General features: G+C 60.0%; 10 protein-coding genes and 1 pseudogene. 6 read left to right on the plus strand and 5 right to left on the minus strand.

Features of this window, described 5'->3' with window-relative positions:
* Nucleotides 1–240 precede the first annotated feature (240 nt).
* The 6 genes from ald to ACVW1C_RS27460 all read left to right on the plus strand — a co-directional run bounded on the left by ald (nt 241) and on the right by ACVW1C_RS27460 (nt 7268).
* A complete protein-coding gene (ald, locus tag ACVW1C_RS27435; protein WP_456728312.1) occupies nt 241–1353 on the plus strand; it encodes an alanine dehydrogenase in 1113 nt (370 codons plus the stop codon).
* Between the two features lie 630 nt (nt 1354–1983).
* Nucleotides 1984–2178 carry a 4Fe-4S dicluster domain-containing protein gene (locus ACVW1C_RS27440; RefSeq protein WP_128971097.1) on the plus strand — a complete coding sequence of 65 codons (195 nt, stop codon included), beginning with the start codon at nt 1984–1986 and terminating at the stop codon, nt 2176–2178.
* A gap of 185 nt (nt 2179–2363) precedes the next feature.
* Nucleotides 2364–3860: a Fe-S cluster assembly protein SufB gene (gene sufB, locus ACVW1C_RS27445; RefSeq protein ID WP_456761045.1), complete on the plus strand. Its 1497-nt coding sequence runs from the start codon at nt 2364–2366 to the stop codon at nt 3858–3860.
* Nucleotides 3861–3929: 69 nt separating this feature from the next.
* Nucleotides 3930–4682, plus strand: a complete 753-nt coding sequence (gene sufC / locus ACVW1C_RS27450; RefSeq protein ID WP_456761046.1) for a Fe-S cluster assembly ATPase SufC — start codon at nt 3930–3932, stop codon at nt 4680–4682.
* A gap of 19 nt (nt 4683–4701) precedes the next feature.
* Nucleotides 4702–6024 carry a Fe-S cluster assembly protein SufD gene (sufD, locus tag ACVW1C_RS27455; RefSeq protein ID WP_456761047.1) on the plus strand — a complete coding sequence of 441 codons (1323 nt, stop codon included), beginning with the start codon at nt 4702–4704 and terminating at the stop codon, nt 6022–6024.
* Nucleotides 6021–7268, plus strand: a complete 1248-nt coding sequence (locus tag ACVW1C_RS27460) for a cysteine desulfurase (protein WP_456728308.1) — start codon at nt 6021–6023, stop codon at nt 7266–7268. The genes sufD and ACVW1C_RS27460 overlap by 4 nt, the downstream gene beginning before the upstream one ends.
* Nucleotides 7269–7450: 182 nt before the next feature.
* Here ACVW1C_RS27460 and ACVW1C_RS27465 read toward each other — a convergent pair.
* The 5 genes and pseudogenes from ACVW1C_RS27465 to ACVW1C_RS27485 form a co-directional block, all read right to left on the minus strand.
* Nucleotides 7451–7627 (minus strand): annotated as a pseudogene (locus tag ACVW1C_RS27465) (transposase); the annotation flags it as partial.
* Between the two features lie 454 nt (nt 7628–8081).
* On the minus strand, nt 8082–9965 hold the full coding sequence (locus ACVW1C_RS27470) for a TRAP transporter large permease (protein WP_456761048.1): 1884 nt from the start codon (nt 9963–9965) through the stop codon (nt 8082–8084).
* Between the two features lie 3 nt (nt 9966–9968).
* Nucleotides 9969–10994, minus strand: coding sequence for a TRAP transporter substrate-binding protein (locus ACVW1C_RS27475; protein ID WP_456763190.1), 1026 nt, complete (start codon nt 10992–10994; stop codon nt 9969–9971).
* A gap of 162 nt (nt 10995–11156) precedes the next feature.
* Entirely contained in the window at nt 11157–12167 is a 1011-nt protein-coding gene (locus ACVW1C_RS27480) for a transketolase family protein (RefSeq protein WP_456761049.1), read from the minus strand.
* A complete protein-coding gene (locus ACVW1C_RS27485) occupies nt 12164–13009 on the minus strand; it encodes a transketolase (protein ID WP_456761050.1) in 846 nt (281 codons plus the stop codon). The genes ACVW1C_RS27480 and ACVW1C_RS27485 overlap by 4 nt, the downstream gene beginning before the upstream one ends.
* Nucleotides 13010–13017 lie beyond the last annotated feature (8 nt).

The following is a 13017-nucleotide window of genomic DNA, read 5'->3' on the forward strand; positions in this document are numbered from 1 at the left end:
ATGTCGGCAAGACTGGAATCGTTGTTAACTTTTCCGCGAGCCGAGAATCCGATTAAGCGCGTCATCTCCATCGCGGAGTACGACGGTTAAGCTTAGCGAGCACGGTCGCTCAACCCATTCGGCATCGAAAACCTGCACGGCTGGTCAAAGATCGCTGAATTCCTGCGCAATTTGGGCTGCTGCGTCGCAATATCGCTGCGCTCTTTCAATTAGAAAGGCGCACTAGCAAGGAGTTTGCAAATGAAGGTCGGAGTTCCCAAGGAAATCAAGGCACACGAATATCGAGTGGGCCTGACCCCTGGAGCCGTCCGCGAATACGCGGCAGCAGGACACCGCGTAATGATCGAGACCAATGCCGGCGCTGGCATCGGCGCAACCGATGACGATTATCGCAGCGCCGGCGCAGCGATTCTGGATTCTGCAGTTGAGGTATTCGCATCGAGCGAAATGATTGTGAAGGTCAAGGAGCCTCAGCCGTCCGAATGGAGCCAGCTGCGGGAGGGCCAGATCCTGTTCACATATCTGCATCTGGCGCCGGACCCGGAGCAGGCCAAGGGGCTTCTAAAATCGGGATGCACGGCAATCGCCTATGAGACCGTGACTGATGGGCATGGTGGCCTTCCGCTGCTGGCTCCGATGAGCGAGGTCGCAGGCAGGCTCGCGGTCGAAGCGGCGGGTAGCGCGCTAAAGCGCAGTGCAGGCGGACGAGGGCTGTTGATCGGTGGCGTGCCCGGTGTTCAGCCGGCCCGCATCGTGGTGGTCGGTGGTGGCGTCGTTGGTACGCACGCGGCACGGATGGCGGCCGGTCTGGGTGCAGAGGTGAGCATCATCGACCGCTCGATACCTCGGTTGCGCGAGTTGGATGAGCTATTCGAAGGGCGCGTTCGAACCAGGTTTTCGACCATCGAAGCTGTGGAGGAAGAGGTATTTGCGGCCGATGTTGTGATTGGTGCCGTGCTCGTTCCAGGTGCGAGTGCGCCCAAGCTGATCCGCCGGAGCATGCTGAGCTCGATGCGTAAGAGGGCCGTGCTCGTGGATGTCGCTATCGATCAGGGCGGCTGTTTTGAGACTTCCCACCCAACCACTCACGCCGATCCAACCTATGAAGTGGATGGCATCATTCATTATTGCGTGGCCAATATGCCCGGCGCCGTGCCGCTGACCTCGAGCCAGGCACTAAATAACGCCACGCTGCCGTTTGGCTTGGCTCTAGCCAATAAGGGTTTTTCCGCCGTGTTGGAAAATCCGCATTTGCGTGCAGGCCTCAACGTCCATCGAGGCCGGCTGACTTACAAGGCGGTGGCCGACAGTCTCGGGCTCCCGTTCTCACCGATCGAGCAGGCTGCAGCCTGATCCCAGAGGCCCCTATGGGCGTTTCCTCCCTGACTTGGGCCACCCTCCGGGGTGGCTTTTTTTTCGGCTCTATCAATCTGCTGGGGTCCGCTGAGATTTATTCGCGACGCCGAGCGCGGCTGTAATCTGCGAGATTTGAACATTTGCGTGCGCCAGCTCGGCCAGGGGGCCCTCGGCTCCATTTAGCGCCATCGCGACGATTTTTCTGGTTGCGGTATGGAGACGTTGCTTGAGCCGATGACGACGTTGCCCGATTGACATCGTGGTGCCTTCCCTGCCGCTGTCCGGGTGAGCAGAACCATCACCAGAGGGCGATCTGCGATCCCGCCAAGACGGTGGCACGGCTACAATCGATACCACTTCAAAAGCGCTCCGCCGCCACGTCAGGTCGAGCCGAGCTGCTTCTTATTGGCGAACCCCTTCACATGATCGCTGGCTATCGCGAAATCTCGACAATGCGCAAGCTACGAGAACAAGCAGCTGCGATGCCGATTGTAGGGTTTACGACACCTGGTCGAGGCGGCGGCTTGCGCTATCGAAAGTAGCCAAGACAAATCAAGCACAAGACTCCTTGGCATGAGACTTGAAAGCAAGGCGTCGTCTCGCACCTTTGCTTATGGAATCGTAGTGATGGCCTACAAAATAATCGCGTCACAATGCACGGTCTGTGGTGCGTGTGAGTACGAATGCCCTAACGCCGCGATCAGCCTGAAGAACGACATATATGTGATTAATCCGAGCCAGTGCACTCAATGTGAAGGGCATTTTGATGCGCCGCAATGCGCCGTCGTTTGTCCGGTTCCTGATACCTGTGTGCCGGCATAGCCTACGGGTGGCACTCCGGCGCAAAACATGATCGAAACCCTATCGAGGGCGGCTCCCTTTTGGGTTCGTCTCCTGGTTCTTTCCCAAACTGGCCTCGAGTCGGCCGTGACTTGCGCGATCCGCTCGGAGGAGAGGCGACGCGATCATTGCCGCCGGGAATCGTCCATGCGTGAACGGAGTGGGCAATGGTAGCTGTACAAGAGACGGTCGAGCGCGTCCGGCGCATCGACGTCGACCAGTATCGATATGGGTTTGAGACGCTGATCGAGTCCGACAAGGCCCCGAAGGGGCTGTCGGAAGACACCGTCCGCTTCATCTCGGCAAAGAAGAATGAGCCGGCCTGGATGCTGGAATGGCGCCTGGAGGCGTATCGCCGCTGGCTGACCATGACCGAGCCGACCTGGGCGCGCGTCGACTATCCGAAGATCGACTACCAGGACATCTATTACTACGCGGCGCCGAATCCGAAGAAGACGCTGTCCTCGATCGACGAGATCGATCCGGAAATCCTCAAGACCTACGAGAAGCTCGGCATTCCCCTGCGCGAGGTCGCGATCCTGGAAGGCGTTGAGCCGACGCCCGGTGGCGAGCAGGTGCCGAATCGCAAGATCGCGGTCGATGCGGTGTTCGATTCGGTGTCGGTTGCGACCACCTTCCAGAAGGAGCTGAAGGCGGCCGGCGTGATCTTCATGCCGATCTCGGAGGCGATCCGCGAGCATCCCGAACTAGTGCAGAAATATCTCGGCACCGTGGTGCCGACGTCGGACAATTATTTCGCGACGTTGAACTCGGCTGTGTTCTCGGACGGCTCGTTCGTCTATGTGCCGCCGGGCGTGCGCTGCCCGATGGAGCTGTCGACCTATTTCCGCATCAACGAGCGCAACACCGGCCAGTTCGAGCGCACACTGATCATCGCCGACAAGGGCTCCTACGTCTCCTATCTCGAAGGCTGCACCGCGCCGCAGCGCGACGAGAACCAGCTGCATGCCGCCGTGGTCGAGCTCGTGACGCTCGACGACGCCGAGATCAAGTATTCGACGGTGCAGAACTGGTACCCGGGTAACTCGGAAGGCAAGGGCGGCATCTACAATTTCGTCACCAAGCGTGGCGACTGCCGCGGCCGGAATTCCAAGATCTCATGGACCCAGGTCGAGACCGGTTCGGCGATCACCTGGAAGTATCCGAGCTGCATCCTGCGCGGCGACAATTCGAGCGGCGAGTTCTATTCGATCGCGATCTCGAACGGCTTCCAGCAGGTCGACTCTGGCACCAAGATGATTCACCTCGGCAAGAACACGTCGAGCCGGATCATTTCCAAGGGCATCGCCGCCGGCAAGTCGCAGAACACCTATCGCGGCCTCGTTAGTGCCCATCGCAAGGCGACCGGCGCGCGCAACTACACCGCCTGCGATTCGCTCTTGATCGGCGACAAGTGCGGCGCGCACACGGTGCCTTATGTCGAGGCCAAGAACTCCTCGGCGACGTTCGAGCATGAGGCGACGACGTCGAAGATCTCCGAGGACGTGCTGTTCTACTGCTCGCAAAGAGGCTTGAGCGAGCAACAGGCCATCGGCCTTGTCGTCAACGGTTTCGCGAAAGATGTCCTGCAAAAGCTTCCGATGGAGTTCGCAGCGGAGGCGCAGAAGCTGATCTCGATCTCTCTCGAGGGATCTGTCGGATAACCAAACGTCCCGCGAGCCCGAACGCGGCTCGCCGTTCCGGACGACGCATTTTGAGGAATCAGATCAAAAATGACGCTGCTCGAAATCCAAGATCTGCATGTTGATGTCGACAGTCGTGAAATAATCCGTGGCCTCGATCTTATGGTCAATGCGGGCGAAGTGCACGCGATCATGGGGCCGAACGGCTCCGGCAAGTCGACGCTGTCGCACGTCATCGCCGGCAAGGCGGGCTATGAAGTCACGGGCGGCCAGATCCTCTTCAGGGGCGAGGACCTCCTGGAGATGGAGCCCAATGAGCGCGCCGCCAAGGGCGTGTTTCTGGCGTTCCAGTACCCGGTCGAGATCCCCGGCGTCACCACCATGAACTTCCTGCGCACGGCGCTGAACGCCCAGCGCAAGGCGCGCGGCCGAGGGGAATTATCCACGCCCGAATTTCTGAAAAAGGTCCGTGAGGTGGCCGGGTCACTCAACATTACCCGGGATATGCTCAAGCGCGGCGTCAATGTCGGCTTCTCGGGCGGCGAGAAGAAGCGCAACGAGGTACTGCAGATGGCGTTGTTCGAGCCGAGTCTATGCATCCTGGACGAGATCGATTCCGGGTTGGATATCGACGCTCTGCGTATTGTCGCGAGCGGCATCAACGGCCTGCGTTCGCCGGAAAGGGCGATGATCGTGATCACCCACTATCAGCGGCTCCTTCATTACATCGTGCCCGATTATGTGCACGTGATGTCGAAAGGCCGCGTCGTGAAGAGTGGCGGCAAGGAACTCGCGCTGGAACTCGAGGCCTGTGGCTACGCCCAGTTCGAAACCGCGGCCTGACGGCTCAAGGGATTTCCCCATGAAGCAAGTATTGGCTAAGGCCGATGCCGGGTGCGCAACGAGCAATTTTCTCGCAGCCGCTCTCGAACGGTTGCCTGGCGCGGGCCTCGTCCCCCATATCCGTGCGAGGGCATTCGAAGCCTATGAGCGCGCCGGCCTGCCGCATCGGCGCATGGAGGCCTGGAGATACACGGATCTGCGTGCCCTGATCGGCGAGGTGTTGCCACTCGCTCCGCGACCGGATGCAGCGGCGTTGGCGCGCGCAAAGGCGTCGGCCAGGCGAGTGGCTGTCGATCAGGCGGTCAAATTGGTCTTGGTGGACGGCATATTCGCGCCTGAGCTATCGGATCTCGGCGAGCTGGAAAACGAGCTCCATGTGCAGTCACTGCGAGAGGTGTTGGAGAATTCGGCCACTGGCGCAATGGCCGGGTTGGTGCTTTCGACGACGGACGATGCGGTGATCTCGCTCAATGCGGCAATGGCCTCAGATGGTCTGGTAATTTCGATTGCCGAAGGCAACACGATTAGACGCCCTATTCAAATCGTTCAGGTCGCAACGGGATCGTCGGTGTCCGCTTTTACACGCTCATATCTGCAGCTCGATAAAGGGGCGCATGCGACCGTGGTGCAAAGTTTCATCTCGGCCGAAGGCGCGAGCGGCTATCAGGCCAACGATGTCTTAATCGCCCTGGCTGGGGACGAGGCGAGCCTTTCGCATCTCCGCATAGCGGCTGACGCCGCTGATGCGGTGAACATCTCGTCGGGGATCATCGCGGTCGGCACCCGAGCTAAGCTCGATCTCTTCAGCATGACGTGCAGCGGCTCCATCAATCGCTATCAGGGATTCGTGACGCTGGGTGGCGAGGGATCCAAGCTCTCTGCGAACGGGGTTAATCTCATCAAAGATAAACTGCACGCCGACACAACAATCGTGGTCGACCACGCCGTGCCGCATTGCACCAGTCGGCAGAAGTTCCGCGCGGTCGTTGATGATTGCGGCCGCTCGGTGTTTCAGGGCCGAATCGTTGTTCGTCCCGTCGCCCAAAAGACCGTCGCCAGCCTGTCGACCCGAGCGTTGCTCTTATCCGATCAGGCCGAGGCGGACAATAAGCCGGAACTTGAAATCTCGGCCGACGACGTGACCTGCAGCCACGGAGCGACCTCAGGAGCGCTGGATGGTAATCTCGTATTCTATCTGCGCGCGCGGGGGCTATCCGACAAGGATGCGCAGATGTTGCTCATTAAAGCGTTCATTGGAGAGTCGATTGAGGAGATATTCGCCGATAACCTGCGCGATTTTGTGACCGCGCAAGCTGAACACTGGCTGCAGGAACGGCTGTGAGCGAACATCCCGCGGTCAGCGATGGTCGTTACGAGGTCGACCGTCTACGTAGTGACTTTCCGGCGCTGGCCATGACCGTTTACGGCAAGCCGCTTGTCTACCTCGATAACGCTGCGTCCGCGCAAAAGCCAAATGCGGTACTTGACCGCATGATGCAGGTGTACTCCAGCGAATATGCCAACGTTCATCGCGGCTTGCACTATCTCGCCAATGCGGCGACCGAGGCGTATGAAGGTGCCCGTGCCAAGGTGGCGCGGTTTGTGAACGCGCATTTGAACGAAGAGATCATCTTCACCCGCAGCGCCACCGAGGCAATCAACCTGGTCGCGCAGACGTTTGGTCGTGAGCGCATCAGCCCGGGTGATGAGATCGTTCTGTCAATCTTGGAACACCACTCCAATATTGTGCCGTGGCATTTTCTTCGGGAACGGCTCGGTGCAGTGATCAAATGGGCACCAGTGGATGATGACGGTAACTTCTTGCTCGATGACTTTGAGCGACTGCTGACCTCGCGCACCAAGATGGTTGCGATCACACAGATGTCAAATGTGCTCGGCACGGTCTTGCCGGTGAAAGACCTGGTGAGGGTCGCACATGCTCGTGGTATCCCGGTGCTGGTCGACGGTTCACAGGGATGCGTCCATCTGAGCGTCGACGTCTGCGACATTGATTGCGATTTCTACGTCATGACCGGCCACAAACTCTATGGTCCGACCGGAATCGGCGTGCTTTACGGAAAATCCGAGCATCTGGCATCGATGACGCCTTTCAATGGCGGCGGCGAGATGATCCGCGAGGTCTCGCGTTCCGGCGTCATTTATGGGGATCCGCCGCACCGGTTCGAAGCGGGTACGCCGCCGATCGTTGAGGCGATCGGGTTGGGCGCAGCCGTGGATTACATCAATTCGATAGGCAAGGTGCAGATCCGCAAGCACGAGAGCGCACTGCTCGCTTACACGCAGGAGAAGCTCGGGGACATCAACTTTGTGCGCATGATCGGGACGCCGGCCGAGAAGGGGCCGATCATCTCGTTTGATGTGAAAGGTGCGCATGCGCACGACATTGCCACCGTCGTCGATCGCGCCGGCGTAGCGGTGCGGGCGGGGGCGCACTGCGCGATGCCGCTGCTCAAGCGCTTCGGCACACTGGCAACATGCCGTGCGTCCCTTGGACTTTACAACACCCGTGAAGAAATTGATGTGCTCGCGCGCGCACTTATCAAGGCACGCCAGCTATTTGCGTGATCGGCGGGCGTGCTGCGTCAAGGTGAGAGGGAGGCCGCATTGAGTTGCGAAGTAGAATGACGTCGTGCCTGATCATCGTCATCGCAGAAGATCAACACCTGAGTTCTCGGCAAGCTAAGTTCGCATTGGCAAGCCTGGTCGGCCAGGGCACCTTGCAGCCGTTTTCCCTTTGCGTCCGCCTTCGTCGAGCGCGGGGTCCGTAGTTCTAACGGCAGGTCGCGCCATGGCGCACCTGAACGTAGGACCCAAAAGATGCCATTAAGCACGCGACGGACATTTACGCGCTGAACGCCACGCGGCTTGTTCGGCAGCATCGGTTTGATGGCGGTCCATTCGTAATCGCTGAGTTCGTAGCGCATGATTCGAGGCTCCAAATTCGGAGCTTGAATCATGTTTCGGGCCGGCCATCAATCGGCAACGCCCCGCGGCCGTACCGGTAACGCTTTGCATATGCTTCCGCTTTCGGCGGCATAGCGGACTTGGCCGGGCTTGCTAGTGGCTCGACCCGGTCGTCCATGATCGAAGTGGACATGACGTAGGATCGGCCTTTCAGAGGCTAGTCGCGCTGTCGTGAAAGTAATCGGAGCTTCGAGCGAAGGACGACCCGCATTCACGTCAGGCCTTTTCGAAAACTCGCATGGTGATCTGGTCGATGCGCGATCCATAGTCGGGTATGCCCCTGAACGCCGTGTGTCGCTTCGCGCCCGGATCGTTGCCTCCACGAGGGGCAAAGAACTGTGCGAACAACCTGTCTAGCTCGCCAGAAGCTCACCTTGCGGACGATCTCCGCGCAGCTGAGACGTTTCGCGGATCTTAAAGGAAACCTATGGAAATCCACGGCACTGCAGCCACTATGACCGTGCCGAGGAGCAGGGCCAGCATGTACGCCAGGATCGGACCCATGCCTTCGTCGGGATGAATCCGGCTGATGGCGCACGCCGCATAGTAGCCGACGCCGAATGGCGGCGCGAAAAGTCCAATCCCCATCGCCAGAACGACGACCATGGCATAGTGGACCTCATGCACCCCCACCTGACGGGCAATGGGGAAAAGCAGCGGACCGAAGAGCACGATGGCAGGGATGCCTTCGAGCACGCTTCCCAGGACGACGAACGCAAGGATGGTGACGATCAGAAATATCGGCGCACCACCCGGCAAGGAGGTCATGAACTTCGCAAGAGATGCCGAGAAGCCCGACTGGGTCAAAGCCCAGGCCATCCCCGTCGCCGCACCGATGATGAAGAGGATCGCGCCGGAAAGAGCCGCGGTCTCAACCAACATCGGATAGAGGCGACGCCAGTCGAACCGGCGATAGATAAAAAGCCCGGCCAATACGGAATAGACGATGCCTATCGTCGAGACCTCGGTGGCTGTTGCTACCCCCTCGACCACTGCGGCGCGGATCACAAATGGAAGGGCAATGGCGGGAATCGCGATCAGAAAGGAACGGCCGATTTCACGCCTGGTCGCCCGCTGAACGTGCGACAAATCCTCTCGACGGTACCGCCACCACACCACCGCGCACAGTCCGACCGCGAGCACGATCGCCGGCAACAACCCGCCCGTGAACAGGGCCGCGATCGACACACCCGTCACCGATCCGATCGTGATCAACACCAATGATGGGGGGATCGTCTCGGTCTGAGCACCGGTCGCCGCCAGGAGCGCGACGAGGTCACCACGCTTCGCGCCGCGTCTGGTCATTTCGGGGAAGAGCACAGGCGCTATTGCTGCCATATCGGCCGCCTTGGATCCCGAAATACCCGAGACCAGATACATCGCACCGACCAGCACATATTGGAGGCCGCCCCGAACGTGGCCGAGCAGGCTGGCGAGGAAACCGACCATAGCGCGGGCCATGCCGGTCATTTCGATCAACAAGCCGAGGAACACGAACATCGGTACCGCGAGCAGGATGAGATGGCTCATGCCTTCGTCCATGCGACCGATAACGACCACGTCGGGTGTGTTGGTCGTCAGTGTTATGTAGCCGATGGTCGCCAGGCCGAACGCGAAGGCGATCGGCACCGCTGCGAAAACCATAGCGCCAACGATAAACACGAAGAAGATCAGCAGGTTCAGATTGCCGAGGGGTTTAAGGATTGGTGCGAGCAGCGCGAGAACCCCGATCAGCGTTCCTACCGCAGCGATTGCAGCCGCAAGGTGCTTCACATTGGCTGTGGCTGCCAGCCTCAGGGTGGCTACGACCAGCATCAAGCCGACGCCGACCGGCAGGGCGGCCGCGCGCCAAGTGTTGACTATTCCCAGAGCCGGAGTTGTGACGAAGACTTCGGCGGCCGCAAACTCGTAGGCGGGGCGAACTACCAGAAGCAGGAACGCGAACGCGGCAGCCGTCGCAAAGACGTCAAGGAACAACCTGGCTTCCGGTCGGATCATGCCAATGATGGCCGTCATCCGCATATGCTCGGCCCGCTGGAAGGCGACGACCGATCCCAGCATCGCCAGCCATAGAAACAGGATGCCGGCGAGCTCATCCGACCAGACAATCGGGGTGTGGAGCACGTAGCGAGAGACGATGCCGACGAAAAGGACGATCACCTCCGCAATGACCAACAGTGCGGCAGGAATGGCGACGACGGGCTTCAATGCCTTGTTCAGGTTCACAACAGCCTTGCGCCATCCGGAGGCAGGCTCAGGAAGAGCGAGTGTCGCCCCGTCCATGTGCGCATGTTCCATGACTCACCCCAACTTGCCCGCGGCTTTCTCAAGTTGAACCCAGGCCTCCTCGCCGAATTTGGATTTCCAGTCGGCATAGAAGCTCGTCTTTGCCAGCGCCTGCCGGAAGGCGGATCGGTCGACGTCGAGGAATTGCATCCCCTTGGCTGTCAAATCGGTGCGGAGGGACTCACTGAGCTTTGCGATGTCGGCTCGTTCATCGTTGGCCGAGCGATCGAATTCGCGCGTCACGATCTCTTGCACGTCCTGCGGAAGCTTCTGGAACGCGCGCTTGTTGCCGAGGATCCAGTAATTGTCCCAGACGTGACCCGTCAGGCTGCAGGTCTTCTGCACCTCATACAGGCGCGCCGTTGCTATGATCGGAAGGGGATTTTCCTGACCGTCCACGACCTTGGTCTGGAGCGCGGAATAGACCTCGTTGAAGTTGATCGGCGCTGGTCCGGCTCCGAGCGCAAGAAACAGCGACGTCAGATTGGGTGCGGCAGGTACCCTGAGCTTAAAGCCCTTGAGGTCGTCCGGTGTCTTGATCTCACGACCCGACGACGTGATGTGGCGGAAGCCATTGTCCCAAGGTTTGGACACCGCCATGACGGGCGTCTTGGCGATCTGCGCGCGGATGTAGGCGCCGAGTTCGCCGTCCATGGCCTTCCAGACGGCATCGTAGTTGGGGAAGAGGAAGCCGAGATTCACGATGCCAGCGGCGGGTACAAGGGTGGCGAGGATCAGAGAGGAGAGGTTGAAAAGCTCGACGCTACCGTTGCGAACCTGCGTCAGCAGATCCGTATCCGAGCCAAGCTGGTTGGCCGGAAAGAGATTGATTTCTAGGCGACCGCTAGTCGCTTCCTTGATGCGATCGGCGGCCTCCTTGGCCCGAGCATTCACCGGATGCGCGGGGTCCTGCCCGGTCGCGAGCTTGTAGGTGAACTCTGCGGCGGCGGCCGGGCGGCTGAGGATGGCGCACAAGGGGACGGCCGCGCCGGCCAGGAGCAACTTGCGACGGGTGATGGCAGTCGATTTGCGTTTGGTCATTGCTTCCTCCTTGTTGAGTATCGGTATATTGATCGCCAGCAGCACGCTTCTGCTCCCGCCGGTTCTCGGGCACCGACCGCCAGGCAGTGGCCATCGTTCTCCGCGGCGACGCCGCGTAAGCGATTATTCCCTCAGTCGAACTTGACGTATCGAGGTGCGCGCCTAGCGCAGCCACTCCTTGATCTGCCTTGCAACTGCGGCAGTCGAAATGCCGTAACGATCGTGCAGCGTGGGAAGCGCCCCAGCGGCAAGGAACTCATCGGGCAACGCGATCTGGCGGAAGGTGGGATGGACGCCGGAGCGCATCAACAACGCTGCAATCGCCTCTCCGAGCCCGCCGATGATGGTATGGTTCTCGGCGACCACGACGAGACGGCCAGGTTTCCCTGCTTCGCGCAGTATCGCTCCGTGGTCGAGCGGCTTGATTGTCGGGACATGCAGCACGGCCACGTCCACGCTATCACCGACGAGTTCCTTTGCGGCTTCCAGCGCCCGCATGGTCATGATTCCAGAGGAGATGATCAGGACATCCCGACCGTCCCGAATCAAGGATGCGTCGCCGAGCCTGAATTGGTAGTTGTACTCGTCCAGGACGAGGGGCACCTGACCACGCAAGAGCCGCATATATACGGGCCCGTGATGCGCCGCGATGGCCGGAACGATCTGCTCGATCTCATGAGCGTCGCAGGGATCGATCACGGTCATGTTCGGCATTGCGCGGAACAGCGCGAGGTCTTCCGCCGCCTGGTGGCTTGGGCCGTAGCCGGAGGTGAGACCTGGCAAGGCGCAGACGATCTTCACGTTGCGGTCTTCCTCTGCAATCGTCTGGTGGATGAAATCGTAGGCGCGCCGAGAGGCGAACACCGCATAAGTGGTAGCGAAGGGCAAGAATCCTTCAGCCGCCATGCCCGAAGCCGCACCGTAGAGGAGCTGCTCCGCCATACCCATTTGATAATAGCGGTCTGGAAACTGCTTGGCGAAAATGTGCAAGTCCGTGTACTTGCCCAGATCGGCGGTGAGGCCCACCACCTCGGGACGGCTCCGGGCCAATTCGACGAGCGCGTGACCGAACGGCGCCGGTTTCGTCTTTTGTCCCTCGGCGGCGATCGACGCGATCATCGCGGAGGTTGTGAGCCGCGGTTTCCGGGGCGTAGCTGAGGTAACCGACTTCATGACCTGTCTCCCGCATCAAGTTCTGCCAGCGCCAACTTCCATTCGTGCGCTTCGACCCGAATGAAGTGGTTCTTTTCGCGCTGTTCGAGGAACGGAACTCCCTTGCCCATGACAGTGTCGGCGATGATGATCCTCGGTTGCGGCTCGGGGTGCGAAATCGTTGCGTCGAATGCTGCCACGACGGCGTCCAGGTCATTGCCGTCGACTCGACGTACGAACCAGCCGAAGGCCTCGAGCTTGTCGACCAACGGCTCGAACCCCATCATCTGTTTCGAAGGGCCGTCGGCCTGCTGGTTGTTGACGTCAATGATCGCGATCAAATTGTCGAGCTTGTGGTGTGCAGCCGACATCATCGCTTCCCACTTCGAACCCTCGTCGAGTTCTCCGTCCGAGAACAGCGTGAAGACACGGCTCTTGGAGTCCTTGCGCTTCAACCCGAGGCCCATGCCGACCGCGATGCTCAGTCCGAGCCCCAGGGACCCGCCGGACATTTCCATGCCGGGCGTGTAGGACGCCATGCCCGACATCGGCAGGCGGCTTTCGTCGAAGCCATACGTCTCGAGTTCGACTTCGGGGATAATGCCGGCCTCGATCAGTGCGGCATAAAGGGCGATCGCGTAGTGACCGTTGGAAAGGAGGAAACGATCGCGATCTTCCCAGGTAGGCTCCTCGGGCCGGTAGCGCATCGCGTGAAAATATGCGACCGCCAACACGTCGGAAATATCGAGCGCCTGCGCGATATAGCCCTGGCCTTGAACTTCGCCCATGCGCAGGGCGTTGCGGCGAATGTTGCACGCACGCTGCGAAAGGCTAGGCGCGTTGACAAGTAAACTCGTGGACATCCGTCTCT

Source organism: Bradyrhizobium sp. USDA 4011, assembly GCF_054063415.1.